Origin of the sequence: Synechococcus sp. EJ6-Ellesmere (genome assembly GCF_024345875.1) — a bacterium.
GTDB lineage: Bacteria > Cyanobacteriota > Cyanobacteriia > PCC-6307 > Cyanobiaceae > Regnicoccus_A > Regnicoccus_A antarcticus.
This window is the reverse complement of record NZ_JAGQBY010000068.1, coordinates 1-16,024: the sequence shown is the minus strand read 5'-3', so window position 1 is coordinate 16,024 and position 16,024 is coordinate 1. Positions and strand designations below refer to the sequence as shown.

The 16,024-nt window shown below is 66.7% G+C and carries 14 protein-coding genes and 1 pseudogene; 8 read left to right on the top strand and 7 right to left on the bottom strand.

What is annotated here, in order from left to right:
* Positions 1-95: 95 nt before the first annotated feature.
* From KBY78_RS08940 to KBY78_RS08920, 5 genes are all read right to left on the bottom strand, one after another.
* A complete protein-coding gene (locus tag KBY78_RS08940; RefSeq protein WP_006170363.1) occupies positions 96-377 on the bottom strand; it encodes a P-II family nitrogen regulator in 282 nt (93 codons plus the stop codon).
* 27 nt (positions 378-404) lie between these two features.
* Positions 405-1,400: a sodium-dependent bicarbonate transport family permease gene (locus tag KBY78_RS08935; RefSeq protein ID WP_255143292.1), complete on the bottom strand. Its 996-nt coding sequence runs from the start codon at positions 1,398-1,400 to the stop codon at positions 405-407.
* Between the two features lie 147 nt (positions 1,401-1,547).
* A complete protein-coding gene (locus tag KBY78_RS08930; RefSeq protein WP_050751424.1) occupies positions 1,548-2,312 on the bottom strand; it encodes a carbohydrate ABC transporter permease in 765 nt (254 codons plus the stop codon).
* A 65-nt stretch (positions 2,313-2,377) separates the two neighbouring features.
* Entirely contained in the window at positions 2,378-4,000 is a 1,623-nt protein-coding gene (locus KBY78_RS08925; protein ID WP_006170359.1) for a 2-isopropylmalate synthase, read from the bottom strand.
* Between the two features lie 39 nt (positions 4,001-4,039).
* The gene (locus KBY78_RS08920) at positions 4,040-4,711 is read right to left on the bottom strand and encodes an NYN domain-containing protein (RefSeq protein WP_315856656.1); all 672 of its coding nucleotides are present in this window, start codon (positions 4,709-4,711) and stop codon (positions 4,040-4,042) included.
* Between the two features lie 78 nt (positions 4,712-4,789).
* On the opposite strand from KBY78_RS08920, the gene KBY78_RS08915 reads away from it, so the two are divergent.
* The 3 genes from KBY78_RS08915 (at position 4,790) to KBY78_RS08905 (ending at position 7,949) form a co-directional block, all read left to right on the top strand.
* A complete protein-coding gene (locus tag KBY78_RS08915) occupies positions 4,790-6,403 on the top strand; it encodes a glycoside hydrolase family 57 protein (RefSeq protein WP_255143291.1) in 1,614 nt (537 codons plus the stop codon).
* Complete coding sequence (locus KBY78_RS08910; protein WP_255143290.1) at positions 6,396-7,430, top strand: acyltransferase; 1,035 nt, start codon at positions 6,396-6,398, stop codon at positions 7,428-7,430. Before KBY78_RS08915 ends, KBY78_RS08910 begins: the two co-directional genes overlap by 8 nt.
* Before the next feature lie 75 nt (positions 7,431-7,505).
* Positions 7,506-7,949 (top strand): universal stress protein, encoded by a 444-nt coding sequence (locus tag KBY78_RS08905; protein WP_006170355.1) that lies wholly within the window; start codon positions 7,506-7,508, stop codon positions 7,947-7,949.
* 15 nt (positions 7,950-7,964) lie between these two features.
* On the opposite strand, the gene crtL is transcribed toward KBY78_RS08905, so the two are convergent.
* Both crtL and gyrA read right to left on the bottom strand, forming a co-directional pair.
* Positions 7,965-9,203 (bottom strand): lycopene beta cyclase, encoded by a 1,239-nt coding sequence (gene crtL / locus KBY78_RS08900; protein WP_255143294.1) that lies wholly within the window; start codon positions 9,201-9,203, stop codon positions 7,965-7,967.
* A complete protein-coding gene (gyrA, locus tag KBY78_RS08895) occupies positions 9,200-11,800 on the bottom strand; it encodes a DNA gyrase subunit A (RefSeq protein ID WP_255143289.1) in 2,601 nt (866 codons plus the stop codon). The genes crtL and gyrA overlap by 4 nt, the downstream gene beginning before the upstream one ends.
* Positions 11,801-11,868: 68 nt before the next feature.
* Between gyrA and KBY78_RS08890 the strand changes: the two genes are divergently transcribed.
* From KBY78_RS08890 to KBY78_RS08870, 5 genes and pseudogenes are all read left to right on the top strand, one after another.
* Positions 11,869-13,032, top strand: a complete 1,164-nt coding sequence (locus KBY78_RS08890) for a homocysteine biosynthesis protein (protein WP_255143288.1) — start codon at positions 11,869-11,871, stop codon at positions 13,030-13,032.
* 402 nt (positions 13,033-13,434) lie between these two features.
* Positions 13,435-13,803, top strand: a complete 369-nt coding sequence (locus KBY78_RS08885) for a CAAD domain-containing protein (RefSeq protein ID WP_255143293.1) — start codon at positions 13,435-13,437, stop codon at positions 13,801-13,803.
* A gap of 45 nt (positions 13,804-13,848) precedes the next feature.
* Entirely contained in the window at positions 13,849-15,012 is a 1,164-nt protein-coding gene (locus tag KBY78_RS08880) for a GuaB3 family IMP dehydrogenase-related protein (RefSeq protein ID WP_006170350.1), read from the top strand.
* A 213-nt stretch (positions 15,013-15,225) separates the two neighbouring features.
* Complete coding sequence (gene trxA / locus KBY78_RS08875; protein ID WP_006170349.1) at positions 15,226-15,549, top strand: thioredoxin; 324 nt, start codon at positions 15,226-15,228, stop codon at positions 15,547-15,549.
* A gap of 35 nt (positions 15,550-15,584) precedes the next feature.
* Positions 15,585-16,024 (top strand): annotated as a pseudogene (locus tag KBY78_RS08870) (Rossmann fold nucleotide-binding protein); the annotation flags it as partial.

Below are 16,024 nucleotides of genomic sequence, written 5' to 3'. Positions count from 1 at the left end.
CTTGTCCCCCAGCTCCGCCAGGGTGATGGCGGTGAAGCTTGAGCCGAACGCGGCGATGGCGGGATCGCTGGCCATGAAGGGTTTGGGGCTGGTGCTCAGAGCGGCTCGGCCTGGGAGACGAAGCCAACCCCTCCGTAGTACTCCAGGATCGGCCGCAGCCCCTGGCGGAGGGTCTCGAGCGCCTCGCTCTCGCAGAACACGATCACGTGGACATTGGCTCCCAGGCCGCTGAACTCCATCGACTCCGAGACGGAGCCATGGGGTCCGCGGCCCGTGACATGACGAACCACCGAGTAGCCGGGAGCACCGGCGGTGTCGATCAGGTGAACCACCCGCTCGAGTTCCCGTTCACTGCAGATCAGATCGAGGCGTTGCATGGCAAGGGCCGGACATTCAGAGAGGGGTCAGACGGCAGGGATGACGAGCCTCACCATCGCCATGTAGAGCGGGATGCCCACAACGATGTTGAACGGGAAGGTCACCCCCAGGGCGGTGGAGATATAGAGGCTCGGGCTGGCCTGCGGCACGGTCATCCGCATCGCCGCTGGCACGGCGATGTAAGAGGCACTGGCACTGAGCACCATGAACAGCAGGGCATCCCCCTGCGGAAGCCCCAGCATCCAAGACACCGCCAGTCCCACCCCGGCATTGAACAGGGGCATGAGCAGGGCGAAGCCGATCAGGAAAGCTCCGGCCCGCCTGAGATCCCCCACCCGCTGGGCCGCCACGATGCCCATGTCGAGCAGAAAGAAGCTGAGGGCTCCGTAGAAGAGCTCGCCGGTGAAGGGCTCCATCTTGCCCAGCCCCGACGGACTGAAGGCCGCCACCAGGCCACCGATCACCAGGCTGCCCACCAGCAGCAGCACGGAGCTGTTCAGGAAGGCCTCATGCAGAAGTGAGCCCCAGCGGATCCCCTCCCGGGGTTGTTCGGCCGCTTCGCCGGAGGCCAGCTTCACCAGCAGCAGGCCGACGATGATCGCCGGGGATTCCATCAGCGCCAGGGCCGCCACCATGAAGCCGTCGTGGGGCATGCCGGTGAGGCCCAGGAAGCTCTCGGCCGTGATGAAGGTGACGGCGCTGATCGAGCCATAGGTGGCGGCGATCGCCGCCGCGTTGAAGGTGTCGAGCTGGCGCTTGAGCACCAGGAAGCTGTAGAGGGGCACCATGGCCGACATCAGCATCGCCGCCGCGATCGTGCTGATCACCTGGGGACCGAGGCCGCTGTGGAGCAACTCCACCCCCCCCTTGAAGCCGATCGCCAGCAGCAGGTAGAGGGAGAACAGCTTCGGCAGCGGCGCCGGGATCTCCAGGTCGGAGCCCACCAGCACGGCGATCACCCCGAGGGCGAAGAACAGCACCGGCGGTGAGAGCAGATTCTGCAGAACCAGGCTGGTCTCCATTCCGGCGCCCGGTGGGTGATCGACTCTCAGGAACGCAGAGTACCGAGGGCAGAACCAACACCAGCAAGGCGATGCACTTTGTTCGCACAGGAGTGAATCCCGGCCCATGAACCCAGGCCGTGGAGCTGGTCGTTGTCGTGGTAGGGCTCAGCCCTTCACCGCATCACCGCTGGCGCTGGGGAGGATGTAGCGCTGCAGCAGCACGAACAGCACCAGCACCGGCAGGATCGAAACCACCGATCCTGCCGCTACCAGGCGCCAGTCGAGGGAGAAACTGCTGGCCAGTTGCTGCAGTCCCAGGGGCAGGGTGTAAAGCCTGGGGTCGTCGAGGATCACCAGGGGCCAGAGGAAGTCACTCCAGGTGCCGATGAACACGAACATCGCCAGGGTGATCAGGTCGGCCCTGGCCGCGGGAATCATCACGTTCCACCATTCCCCCACCGGAGTGCAGCCATCAATGCGGGCCGCTTCCTCCAGCTCCACAGGCACCCCGAGAAAACTCTGACGCAGCAGAAAGATGCCGAAGGCCGTGGCTGCCTGGGGGACAATCAAGGCCCAGAGGGTGTTTCTCAGGCCCAGCTGCACCATCATCAGATAGAGCGGAATCATCACCACCTGAAAGGGAATCAGGATGGTGGCCACCACCAGGGCCAGCACCAGGCCGCGGCCGGCGAAGCGCATCCGTGCCAGCGGATAGGCCGCCAGCGAACAGAACAGCAGATTTCCCAGCACCGCCAGCAGGCTCACCACCGTGCTGTTGAACAGGTACAGGCCCAGGGGATGGTCGGCGAAGAGGCGGCCATAGGCCTCCAGGCTCGGCTGGGCGGGAATCAGCGACGGCGGGGTGGAGAAGATGTTTTCGGCGGGGCCCTTGAGCGAGGTGCTCACCAGCCAGAGCAGAGGCACCAACATCAGCAGGGCCAGCAACAGCAGGGACACCAGCTGCAGGGCGCTCACCCAGAGAGGCCGCTGCTCCTTCACAGCCGCGGCAGCTCCGCCACCGGCAGAGACGCTTTCTGAGGGTGCAGGGGCTGGCGCTCCATCCCGTGCACCAGCCGGTTGAGGGCATTGACGAAGGCCTGGGCCGCAGCCACCACGATGTCGGTGTCAGCGGCATGGCCGGCGTAGAGCACCCCATGGTGGCGCAGGCGGATCGTGACCTCGCCCATGGCATCGATGCCCTCGGTGACCGACTTGACGCTGAACTCCACCAGCTCGTTGGGCACCCGCGCCAGGCTGTTGAGGGCCTGGCAGACGGCATCGACCGGACCGGTGCCGATGGCGGCCTCGGTGAGCTCGGCGCCATCACTGGTGGTGAGAGTCACGGTGGCGGTGGGCTGCAGGTTGGTGCCCGTGCTCACCTGCACCAGCTTGAGCACGTAACGGGCCTCGGTCTGCTGGGCCTGATCACTCACGATCGCCTCGAGATCCCGGTCGGTGATTTCCCGCTTGCGATCGGCCAGCTCCTTGAAGCGGGCGAAAGCCTCGTCGAGGTCGTCGCGCTCGAGGGTGTAGCCCAGATCCTCCAGGCGCGCCCGGAAGGCACTGCGGCCGCTCAGTTTGCCGAGGGAGATGCGGTTGTCGGCCAGGCCGATGGTGCGGGCATCGACGATCTCGTAGGTGAGGCGGTTCTTGAGCACACCGTCCTGATGGATGCCCGATTCATGGGCAAAGGCGTTGGCACCCACGATCGCTTTGTTGGGTTGCACCGCCATGCCGGTGAGATTGCTCACCAGGCGAGAAGTCTTGTAGATCTCCTCGGTGCGCACCCCTGTGAGCGGCTCGCTGCTGCTGGCCTGGCGGCCGAGGAAGGGGTTGAAATAGGCCCGGCGCACATGCAGCGCCATCACCAGCTCTTCGAGAGAGGCGTTGCCGGCCCGCTCGCCGATGCCGTTGATCGTGCACTCCAGCTGGCGGGCACCGTTCTTGACCGCCTCGAGGAAGTTGGCCACCGCCAGACCGAGGTCGTTATGGCCGTGCACCGAGATCACCGCCTGATCAATGTTGGGCACATGGGCCTCAATGCCGGCGATCAGGCCCCCGAATTCGGCCGGGGTGGTGTAGCCCACGGTGTCGGGGATGTTGATCGTGGTGGCGCCAGCGGCGATGGCGGCCTCGATCACCTCATAGAGGTAGTGAGGATCGGAGCGGCCAGCGTCCTCGCAGGAGAATTCCACGTCCTCGACGAGGGAGCGGGCATAGGCCACCATCTCTGCGGTGATCGCCACCACCTCGGCGCGGCTCTTGCGCAGCTTGTGCTCCAGATGGATGTCGCTGGTGGCGATGAAGGTGTGAATGCGGCGGTTGGCGGCGGGGGCCACCGCTTCTGCGCAGGCCTTGATGTCGCCGCGGGCAGCCCGGGCCAGGCCACAGATCACCGGCCCTTCGGGGGTGCCGACAGCGGCGGCGATGCGCTGAACCGCATTGAAATCACCGGGGCTGGCGAAGGGAAAGCCGGCTTCAATGATGTCGACGCGCAGGCGCGCAAGCTGGTGGGCAATCGCCAGCTTCTCCTCCAGGTTGAGGCTGGCCCCGGGGGATTGCTCACCATCCCGGAGGGTGGTGTCGAAGATCAGAACGCGGCCGGGGTCCTTGGCCATGACCGTTGCAAGTCGATGTGACTATGAGTTGAATCGATCCTAGAGGGGTGGGGCGATCACCACCTCCCTGGGACCGCTCTCCTGACGCTCCTGCGGACGTCGCACCAGCTCCCGGCTGAGCGGCTCGACCCGCAGCGGACTCTCCAGGCCCCGCTGAAACACCGGCGCCTGAGCCGCTTCGGCCTTCTCCAGTTGCTTGCGCCGCCCGGCCAGATCCAGGAAGACATCCACAGCGTTGCGCAGCTCCCGGGGCACCATCCCATCGGCATTCAGCAGCGTGATCCGGATGCCCTTGGCCCGCAGGGTTTCCACAAGCCGCTCCAGATCCCGGCTGCCGCTCAACATCCAGACCTCATCCAGGCGGTGGGCCACCATCATCAGGTCCAGGCAGATCTCCACATCGAGGTTCGCCCGGGCGAACTGGCGGTGCTCGGGATCCGCGCCGAATTCCCGCAGGGGTTTGCTGCGAACCGTGTAGCCAAGGCTGGTGAGCGCATCACGGAACGGCCTCTGATCGGCCGGATCCTTCAGGCCCGTGTACCAGTAGGCGCCATCAAGTTCCACGCCAGGGTCGGCGGTGGCCAACTCCAGCAGCCGACGTGGATCGAAGAACCAGCCCAGCTTCTGCTGGGCGTAGAACATGCCGTGGCCATCCACGATCACCACGCGCCGGATCTTGCCTTGATCCACCCGAAACCCATCTCGTCTCATGGGTTCAGCGTAGAGACGTGTGGCCTTGAGAACTCGCAGAAGGGTGCGCCGTAAGGTGGCTTCATTGATGGATGGTCGATGGCCACAGGCACCCTGGCCCTGGTCCTTCATGCCCATCTCCCCTTTGTCCGGGACAGCCAGCCAGGCTCCCTGGAGGAAGACTGGTACTTCCAGGCCCTGCTGGAGAGCTATCTGCCGCTGCTCCAGGTGCTGGAAGCCAGCCGGGATGATCCCGCCCAGCAGCCCTGCCTCAGCCTCGGGCTCTCGCCCACCCTGCTCAGCCTGATCAGCGATCCCGTGCTGAGCGCGCGCTTCCCCGACTGGCTCGCCCAGCGCCAACGGTTACTTCATCAGGCCCCGTCCAGCCACCGCAGCGCCGCCACCGCCCTGGCCGACACCCTCGAGAGCACCCGCCAGAGCTGGGTCGAAAGCGGCGGCCAGCTGCTGCACCGCTTCCGGCAACTGCAGCAGGACGGGGTGCTTGACCTGCTCACCTGCGCCGCAACCCACGGCTACCTGCCGCTGCTGCGTCACTGCCCCGAAGCCGTGCGGGCCCAGCTGATCAATGCCGTGCGCGAGCACCAACGGTTACTGGGGGAGCGACCGCTTGGCATCTGGCTGCCGGAGTGCGCCTACTACGAGGGTCTCGATCTGCTGCTGCGGCAGTGCGGCCTGCGCTACGCCGTTCTCGATGCCCATGGCCTGCTTCATGCTCTGCCAAGGCCTCGTTATGGGGTGTACGCGCCGATCTGCTCGCCGGCGGGCATCGCCTTCTTTGCCCGCGATGGCGCCGCCACCCTGCCGGTGTGGTCGGCCTCGGAAGGGTATCCAGGTGCTGGCAGCTACCGGGAGTTTCACCGCGACCTGGGCTGGGATCTGCCCGAAGCCGAACTCCAGGACCAGGGCATCACCAGCTCCAGGCCCCTCGGCCTGAAACTGCACCGGGTCAGCAGCCAGGGCTCGGCGCTCGATCAGAAGCTGCCCTACGACCCGGTGGCAGCGGCCAGCCGGACGGTGGAGCACGCCAGCGCCTACCTGGCCGGCCGCAGCGAGGAGCTGGCGGTCCTGGCTGCGGCCATGGCCCGCCCCCCCCTGCTGGTGGCACCCTTCGACGCGGAGTTGTTCGGCCACTGGTGGTATGAGGGACCCCAGTTTCTCGCCGAACTGTTCCGTCAGGGACCTGCCGCTGGCGTGGAGTTCAGCAGCCTGCGCGGCTCCCTTGAGCGGGGGGAGCCCCTGCAGATCTGCCGGCCTTCCCCCTCGAGCTGGGGGCAGGGGGGCTACCACCACTACTGGCTCAACCAGAGCAATGCCTGGGTGGTGCCGGAGTGGCATCGCGCCTCCGCGGCGATGGTGAAGCAGGTGAACGGCGGCGTGGCCACGGAGCGCCAGAGGCGGCTGCTCACCCAGGCGGGACGGGAACTGCTGCTGGCCCAGAGCTCAGACTGGAGTTTCATCCTCCGGGCCGGCACCACCACCGGGCTGGCCCGGGAGCGGATCCACCGCCATCTCGATCGTTTCTGGCGGTTGATGCATGCCATCGACACCGGCGCGGCGTTGCCAGAGGGCTGGCTCGAAGCCATCGAGGCCGACGATGGTCTGTTTCCCCAGCTGAACGCGGCGGACTGGGCCAGTGTCAGCGGCCAGCAGCCTTATCCACCAACCGACGAGCGACCCCTCACCCATGCCTGAGCAACAGCCGCTGAGCACGCCGGCCCCGCGCCAGCGCAATCAGGCCATCGATCTGATGCGGGCCACCTGCATCCTCTGGATCGTCGGCTTCTGGCACCTGCTGGGCTACGCCGAATCGATCGATGGCTACAAGAACGACGTCACCTACCGGGTGACGGTGGTGGTGCTGGGGCTGTTCGTGTTCATCTCCGGGCATCTGATCGGCAGGTCCCGGATCACGAATGCTGCCGAAGTCTGGCGGTTCTACCAGCGGCGGATGGTCCGGATCTATCCCCCCTACCTGGCGGCCCTGCTGCTCTTCGATCTCTGCGGACTGCTCAAGCCGGGTCAGTTCATCGGGGCGGCACTTCTGAGCGCAAGTTTCAGCCTGGAGCCACCCCTGACCCTCAGGTACATCTCGATGATCGTGATGTTCTACCTGCTCGCGCCGTTGCTGCTGCTGCTGGTTCACAGCCTGGGCCAGACGCCCTGGAGCTGGACATCGAACCGCCTGGTGGTGTGTGCCGGGATCATCGGCCTCAACGTGCTGCTGGGCAAACTGCTGGATGGAGTGGATGCGCGCCTGTTCCTCTACTTCCCGTCCTTCGTGGCAGGCCTTGTGCTCTCCCCGGCGCTGGTGGAGCCAAGGGTGAGATTCCGCACCATCGCCCTCACGGCCCTGGCCACCGTGGCGGCCACCCTGTTCTCCTTCCATCACCAGGCCAGGATCGACTCGAGCCTCAATGCCATCCCCCTGGCGGTGTTCGGTCCGCTGCTGACCTTTTTGGTCTGTGAGCGCTGGGGCCGCCATCTGCGTCTGCCCCCCCTGATTCTGGCGATCAGCACCGCCAGTTTCTTCATGTATCTCTTTCACCGGCCCATCTTTCTGCTCTTCACCAGCCACGGATTCCCGAGCAGCGCGCCCCTTCAGCTCGCCGTGCTGCTCCTATTGGCCCTGCCAGTGATTGTGGCGGTCTCCTGGAAGGGGCAAGCCCTCTACGACTCCGCTGTGCGACGGTTGCAGCGGCCCGCCGCCGCCCCTGGCTGAAGAACTCCGGCACCAGCCCAGGTACGCTCCTTGGTAAGGACTTCCTTGGGCTTGCCATACCCCAGGCCTGCAGCCATGTACTCCCATCTGCTCGTTCCCATCGACGGATCCGACATCTCCGTGAAGGCCGTTCATGGGGCCGTGGCTTTCGCCAAGGAGGTGGGTGCGCGCATCACCTTCTTCAATGCCCGCAGTGTCCTGCCGGTGTCGATGGTGGGCACCGGAACCATGCTCGATGCCGGCACGTTGGAGCACCTCAGCCTCGTGGCGCGGGAAAATGCCGAGCGGATTCTGGCGGACGCCCAAGCCGTGGCCGAGAGCGCCGGTGTGCCCTGCAGCAGTGAGGGGGTGATCAACGATCTGCCCCATGAGGCGATCATCGAGGCGGCCGCTCAACACGGCTGCGATCTGATCTTCATGGCCTCCCATGGGCGCCGGGGCCTGAGCGGACTGTTGCTGGGCAGCCAGACTCAGAGGGTGCTGATCCATGCCGCCCTGCCAGTGCTGGTGTTCCGTTGAGCATCCGCGGGTCGGCTACCCCCGCACGGCCCGCCAGAGCAACTGCGCCTCGCGCCCCTTCGGCTGCATCAGCCCCCAGCGCACATCAGCTGGTGCCTGGGCAAACAGGCGCACCATCGCCGCCACCAGCTCGCTGAGGCTGAGGGTGTTGGTCAGGAACCCATACCACTGCCGCTCGGGCAGGGCGAAGAAGGTGCTGAAGAACTCGCGCAGGTCCTGCTCGGAGAAACGCATCAGCTTCTCCAGGCCGAACTGGTAGATGCCGTGCTTGCGCACCAGCTCCGGTGTCCAAAGGGCGCCCCAGGCCGTCTCGGCCACCTGGGCGGCGGAGAGATCAGGTCTGGCCAGGGCGGCGGCGATGGCAGCCGCCAGACCGGGGGCGCGCCGCAGCAGGGAGCCCACCAGGTAGCCCGAAGCGGGGTGCACCAGGCTGGCGGCCCCTCCGAAGCCCAGCACCCGCTGGCTGAAGTCGGGCAGCGGCAGATTCATCGGGAACAGGCAGCGCTCCTCGTGCTCCACCTGCAGCACCGCCACGCCCCGATGGGCCAGCCTTCGCCTCAGGCGATCCTGGAGCACCTCGATCGGCACCGGCGGCGCCAGAGCCAGGGAGGTTTCCTCCACGAAGAAGCGCCCCTCGCCCAGGTCCATGGCGTACAGGAACGTTGGGGGACCCTGGCGCTCCTCCGGGCTCAGGTGCTCGCTGCGGTAGTCCATCAGCACGAACTGGCCAGGCGGCACCGGATCCGCCGTGAAGAGGCCCACAATCCCGTAGGCAGCCTGTGCGGCCACGGGCCCCAGGGCCGGCCGGCGCACGAACACCGGGTCGTGGCCAGTGGTGTCGATCACCAGGCGGGCCCTGAGCACCTCCCCCTCCCGGGTGGTCACCTGGGAGCCCTGCGTGTCGTGGCTCAGCTCAGCCGCCAGTCCCTGCCGCCAATCCATGCCGGAGCAGCGCCCCAGCCAGTGGCCCTGGAGTTTCCCACGATCAAACAGGCCGTAGTCGTGGCTGAGCGCCACGGGATCGGCTCCGAAATAACTGACGCAGTTCGACCAGCGATGCTCCAGCAGATGGGAGAGGTGGAGCTGATCCAGCTCCGGAGCCCAGATGCCGTAGGTGTTCGGCCATGGGCTGGCTGGATCGCCTGCAGCCAGCCCCATCACCCGCAGGCCGAGGGGAACGAGCTCACTGGCGATCGCCAGCCCCGCCGGGCCGGCCCCGAGCACCAGCACGTCGGCCGCGGGGGGGAGCGTCAGGGGGACTCCGGTGCCGTGGTGGTCTCAGCGGTGTCAGCGAGATCCTCCTCATCGGGGGCCGGGGGCACGAGCACCACCTCACTGAGACGATCACCGCTGTCGAGCTTCTGCAGGCGCACACCCGTGGCAGCCCGCGACTGCTGGGGAATCGCGTCGGCCTGCATGCGCACGATCACCCCCCGCTCACTCACCAGCAGCAGTTCCTCCCCGGGGCCCATCACCGTCAGCCCCACCAGCACGTCCCCGTCGCGACGGAACTTGATGGCGCGCAGGCCCAGACCGGCCCGGCGCTGCAGACGGAACTGGGTCACCGGCACCCGCTTACCAAGCCCGCTGGCGGACGCCACCAGCACCCAGGGCCCATCGGAACTCTCGCCAGCCTCCGGAGCATCCTCCTCCTCGTTTTCGGATGCGGACGAGCTGGCCACCTGATCGGCCAGTTCAGCCGGCAGCACGTCCATGCTCACCAGCTCATCCCCAGGCCGCAGGGCCATGGCGCGCACACCCCGGGCAGTGCGGCCCAGGGGCCGCAGTTCCCCATCGGTGAGGCGGAAGTGGATCGTCATCCCCTTGAGCGAACCGATCAGGACGCTGTCGCCGGGCAGGGCCAGCCGCGCCCAGCGCAGGGCGTCGCCGTCTTCGAGGCTGATGGCGATCAGGCCGTTGGAGCGGATGTTGGCGAAAGCCGAGAGTCTGGTGCGCTTGATGTAGCCGCCGCTGGTGAGCATCAGCAGCTGAACATCGTCGTCGAAGGCACTCACAGCCACCAGCGAGGTGATCTGCTCTTCGCGGGGAATCGGCAGCAACTGCACCACCGGGGTGCCCTTCGCACCACGACTTCCCACCGGCACCCGATAGGCCGGCACGGCATAGACCACGCCGCGATCGCTGAACAACAGCAGGGTGTCGTGGTCGTTGCAGCTGATGAACAGGCGCACCGCCTCCTCACCCTGGCTGCGGGTTCCGGCCTTGCCGCGGGTGCCGCGGCTGGTGGCCTCGAACTCGCTCACCGGCATGCGCTTGAGATAGCCGTTCTCGGTGAGCAGCACCACGGATCGCTCATTGGCGATCAGATCGATGTCTTCAAGCCCACCCTCGAGATCAAGAATCTCGGTGCGGCGCTCAGACGGGTAGCGCTCGCGCAGCTGAATCAATTCGGCTTCGATCAGTCCGAGCACCCGCTCCCGCCGGCCCAGGATGTCCTTGTAGTCGGCGATCTTGGTGACAAGATCCTCATGCTCCAGGCGGATCTTGTCGGCTTCGAGGGCGGTGAGCCTGCGCAGCTGCATCTGCAGAATCGCGTCAGACTGGATCTCACTGAGACCGTGGCGCTCCTGCAACTGCAGACGGGCCGTGGCCGCATCCGAGGCCGCACGGATCAGGGCGATGATCGGATCCAGTTGATCGAGGGCCAGCAGCAGACCCAGGAGGATGTGATCCCGTTCCTCAGCCTTGCGCAAGAAGTAACGGGTGCGCCGCTCGATTGTCTCGATGCGGAACTCGAGGAACACCTGCAGCATCCGCCGCAGGGTGAGCAGCACCGGTTCGCTGTTGACCAGCGCCAGCATATGGGCACTGAAATTGCTCTGCAGAGGTGTGAGCTTGAACAGATTGTTCAGCACCACCTGCGGATAGGCATCCCGGCGCAGTTCAATCACGATGCGCATGCCATCGCGATCGCTTTCGTCGCGAATGTCGGAGATGCCGTCGAGCTTCTTGTCGTTGACCATCTCGGCGATGCGCTCAATCAGCGCCGCTTTGTTGGTCTGATACGGGAGCTCGGTGATGATCACGGCATCGCGATCGGGCCGGCCGGGAATTTCCAGTGTTTCGATCGAGGCCACCCCGCGCATGGTCACTGAGCCGCGGCCGGTGGTGTAGGTCTCGCGGATGCCGCGGCGGCCCAGAATCTGACCGCCGGTGGGAAAATCAGGCCCGGGAATCAGGGCCAGCAGGGCCCGGTCATCAAGCTCCGGATCGGCGATCAGGGCCAGCAGGCCATTGATCAGTTCGGTGAGGTTATGAGGCGGGATGTTGGTGGCCATGCCCACCGCGATGCCCGACGAGCCATTCAACAGAAGGTGAGGAACCCGCGCCGGCATCACCGTGGGTTCTTGCTGCGAACCGTCGAAGTTGTCGATGTAATCGACGGTTTCCGCTTCGATGTCTTCCAGCAGGCTGTCGGTGGTGAGCGCCTGCAGCCGCGATTCGGTGTACCGCATCGCCGCCGGGGGGTCGTTGTCGACCGAGCCGAAGTTGCCGTGCCCATCGATGAGCGGCATGCGCATCGAGAAGTCCTGGGCCATGCGCACCAGGGCGTCGTAGACGGCCGTATCCCCATGGGGGTGGTATTTGCCGAGCACCTCGCCCACCACCCGGGCGCACTTGCGGTAGGGCCGGTCGCTGGTGAGACCGAGCTCGTACATCGCGTAGAGGATGCGCCGGTGCACCGGCTTGAGCCCGTCGCGGGCGTCGGGCAGAGCCCGGCCCACGATCACGCTCATCGCGTACTCCAGGTAGGAGCGCGACATCTCATTGCGCAGGTCGGTCTGGATGATCCGTCCGTCGGACTCGCCGGGACCCGTTGGATCCGCCATCTCTCACCACACTGCCGAAGGCCAGGTTAAGCGAGGCTGGGTCCACCGTCTCCGGGCTGCTTGCGCCGATGGGATCCGCCCCCCCTCGCTCCCGCACCGAAGCGCAGCTGCAGGAGCGCCAGAGCGCCGGTGATCTGGCGGTGAGGAGCGCTGCGGACTACCGGGCCCTGGTGGCCGCCGAGGGACTGGAGGCGGCCTACTCCCGCACCGAGGTGGTGGTGGCCGCGAACGCCGAGTTCACCGACCAGGCCACGCTCCAGCTCAGCCTCGGCCCCTGTGATCCGCCCATGCGCCTGCGCGAGGCGCGGCTGGATGGGGTCATGGCCCTGGGCTCCAGCGGCAGCGGCGGCCTGACCCTTCCAATCGGAGGAGGGATCTCGGACCCGGAGCAGCGGGGCGGCGCCCAGGTGCTGGGGAAGTTGCTGGCGGGCCTGGAGGTGGAGCTGGTGGCCAGTGGTGAAGGCACGGCCCTGCATCCGCGCCGTGAACTCCAGGCCCGGCTCAAGCTCGAAAGCCTGGGCGTGGCACGCCTGCTGCTGCACCGGGCCATCAGCGAAAACGGCATCGTGGCGGTGAGCAGCGCCGAAGGAGTCACCCACAGCCCGTACGGCCCCCTGCTGGGCCCGTACGGGAGTGCTCTCTACAGCAGTGGTGGATCTCGCAGCATCGGCCTGACCATGCCTGGCCTCAGCCTGCTGGGCCCCGGCTCGCCGGTTCTGGTGGGAGGAGCGATCGGCTGGGTGATCGGCGCCGGCAGCGGCCATCAGCCGCAGATCCGGCGGCTGCCGAGCGGCCATGCCCGCGGGCCGGGGGCCGTAGCGGCGGTGAGCGGCGACCTGGCGGGGCTGAAGGGCGAGTGGATCCGCCCCTGCCACTTCGAAGGTCATGGCAGTGCCCTGCTGGTGGCGATCGCGGCGCCGGTTCCCCTGATCAACCTGGCCGTTGCCCGTCAGGCGGCCTGCGGCGACGACCAGATTGAGGCCCCCGTGCTCGATTTCTCGATTCCCCGGCGAATCCGGCCGAGCTTCGGCTTCGTTCCCTACAGCCACCTGCTCGCCGGCGAGATCCAGGTGGACGCCCGCCGCCTGCGTTGCGCACCTGCCCACAGCCCCCGCCTGGCCGAGGAAATCGGCGCCGGTCTGATCCAGCGCCTGCGCGACGGCTCCTTTCCCCTGAGACTTCCCCTGCTCCCTCTGAGTGATCGCCCGGGCCTGATTCCCCTCGAGGGCTGAGCGCAGCAGCGGCAAAGACAAGCCGGAGGAATCGGCGTAAGCTCCACCGGCGGTTTTGCGCGGTAACCGGTGGTCGAGTCCTCTGCTGCATCCCATGAGCCCGATCAGGGCCAGGACCTGCCATCCCCGACCCCCCTCGGTGAGGAGGATCTCAGCGCGTCGTCCGGGCCAGGTCCATCAGCCCCGGACGAGGCGGCGACAGCTGACACTGAGGTGAGCAGCACCGGGTCCGAGTCTGCAGTGGAGCCCGAACCGCAACCAGCCCCAGAACCCGAGCCCACGCCTGAGGTGCAGCCGGAGCCGCAGCCCATCCAGGAGCTTGAGCCTCAACCAGATTTGGAGCCTCAACCAGATCCTGAACCTGCGCCAGCGCCCGTTGTTCAGCCCCAGGCCGATCCAGCCGTGGCCACAACTCTGCACGTCCCTGCCAGTGACGAGAGCGGGAGCGGCGAAGGAGGCGGCGAGTGGGAGCTGCTCAGCGGCAAGGTGCGTGACTGGTTCAGCAGCGGTGACTTTCAGCGGCAGGTGCAGCAGTACAGCGGCCCCCTGAAGCTGCTGGCGGGCTTTGTGGGCCTGCTGCTGCTGCTCAGGATCTACGCCGCCCTGCTGGGGGCGATCGAGAGCCTGCCCCTGGTTCCCGGTCTGCTGGAGCTGGCCGGGGTGATCTGGCTGAGCCGCTTCGTGCTCACCCACCTGGTGCGCAGCAGCGACCGCCAGACCCTGCTGGCCTCGTGGCGGGAGCGCTGGGCGTCGTTCCGTGGTCAACCCTGAGGCCAGACCGGTTGATAGCTTGGCCCGACTGCAGAAACCCCAGTGGTGTCCATTCAGTTAGGTCGATCCCGAACCGTTCGCCGCGCCTACGGGATCGATGAGATCGCCCTGGTGCCCGGCGGTCGCACCGTGGATCCCGAGGTGACAGACAGCCGCTGGACCATCGGTGGAATCGAACGGGAGATCCCGATCATCGCCAGCGCCATGGACGGTGTGGTGGATGTGTCGGTGGCGGTCGAACTGTCCCGGCTCGGGGCCCTGGGGGTGCTGAACCTGGAGGGGGTCCAGTGCCGCTACGACGACCCGAACCCGATCCTGGATCGCATTGCTGAGGTGGGCAAGGAGGCCTTCGTGCCCCTGATGCAGGAGCTCTACGCCCAGCCCGTGCGCGAAGACCTGATCCGCCAGCGCATCGCGGCGATCAAGGCCGCCGGTGGCATCGCCGCCGTCAGCGCCACACCGGCGGCGGCCCTGCGCTTTGGACAGGCGGTGGCCGAAGCCGGGGCCGACCTCTTCTTCGTTCAGGCCACGGTGGTCTCCACCGACCACATCGGACCGGCCGGGCGCGAGACCCTCGATCTGGCCGCCCTCTGCCGTGATCTCGGCATTCCAGTGGTGATCGGCAACTGTGTCACCTATGACGTGGCTCTCGAACTGATGCGCGCCGGCGCTGCCGCGGTGATGGTTGGCATCGGCCCCGGCGCCGCCTGCACGTCCCGGGGCGTGCTGGGTGTGGGCATCCCCCAGGCCACGGCTGTGGCCGATTGCGCCGCCGCCCGCGACGACCACGAGCGTGAGACAGGCCAGTACGTGCCGATCGTCGCCGATGGCGGCATCGTCACCGGTGGTGACATTTGCAAGTGCATCGCCTGTGGCGCCGATGCGGTGATGATCGGCTCGCCGATCGCCAGGGCCAGCGAAGCCCCAGGCCGTGGCTTCCACTGGGGCATGGCCACCCCCAGTCCGGTGCTGCCCAGGGGCACCAGGATCAGCGTGGGCACCACCGGCAGTCTCGAGAAAATCCTGCGCGGTCCGGCTGGCCTCGACGACGGCACCCAGAATCTTCTTGGCGCCCTGCGCACATCGATGGGAACCCTTGGTGCCCGAACGATTAAGGAGATGCAACAGGTCGATGTGGTGGTGGCCCCATCCCTGCTCACCGAAGGAAAGGTGTATCAGAAAGCCCAGCAGCTGGGCATGGGCAAGTAGCCCCTCGCACCAGGGCTCCTGTTCAGGCCCGAAACGACGGAATCCCGGCGGAGACGGGCGTTAACCTCAAGGTGTGGGGGCTCCGGCTCGCACACTCCTCACACCAACCCGCCCGGCGCGTCCGGGCATTTTGTCTTCCTACGGTCCCTCCGCCGCCATGGGGGATTCCGGGTCCTCGTTGCTAGATTCCAGGCACCTTGTCCCCTCCCTCGGATGTCCAGCGCCACTGCCGTCACCGATGCTTCCTTTGAGCTGGATGTGCTCAAGAGTGACGTGCCCGTGCTGGTTGATTTCTGGGCCCCCTGGTGCGGCCCGTGCCGCATGGTGGCTCCGATCGTCGACGAGATCGCCAAGGAATTCGAGGGCAAGCTGAAGGTCTACAAGCTCAACACCGACGAGAACCCCAACGTCGCCAGCCAGTACGGCATCCGCAGCATCCCCACCCTGATGATCTTCAAGGGAGGGCAGAAAGTGGACACCGTGGTGGGTGCCGTTCCCAAGAACACACTCTCCGGCACGATCGCCAAATACCTCTGAGCAGCCCTTCAGCTCCTGCCGCCTCACCCCCACCGATGGCTCCTGCCTCTCCCTCGCTGGAGCGGTTGGGAGATGACCTGGTTGATCATCCCCATCGCCTGCTGATCGAGCGCTCGCTTCACTCGATTCTGGAGATGGCCCGCATCGCCGATGACACGGACGACTGGCGGTTGATCTCAGGTGCCCTGAGCGATCTGCATGAGGCCCTGGCTGCCTTCCACTCCTACCGCAGCACCCGCAAGGTGGCTGTGTTCGGATCGGCCCGCAGCCTGCCGCAGAGCTCCAATTACCAGCTGGCGGAGGAGGTCGGCCGTGAAGCCATGGCCGCCGGCTTTGAAGTGATCACCGGCGCTGGCGGCGGGGTGATGGAAGCGGAGAACAGGGGAGCGGGAGCGGAGCACAGCTTCGGTCTCAACATCCAGCTGCCCTTTGAGCAAGACCCCAACACCTACGTCAGCGCAGCAGGCGATCGCCT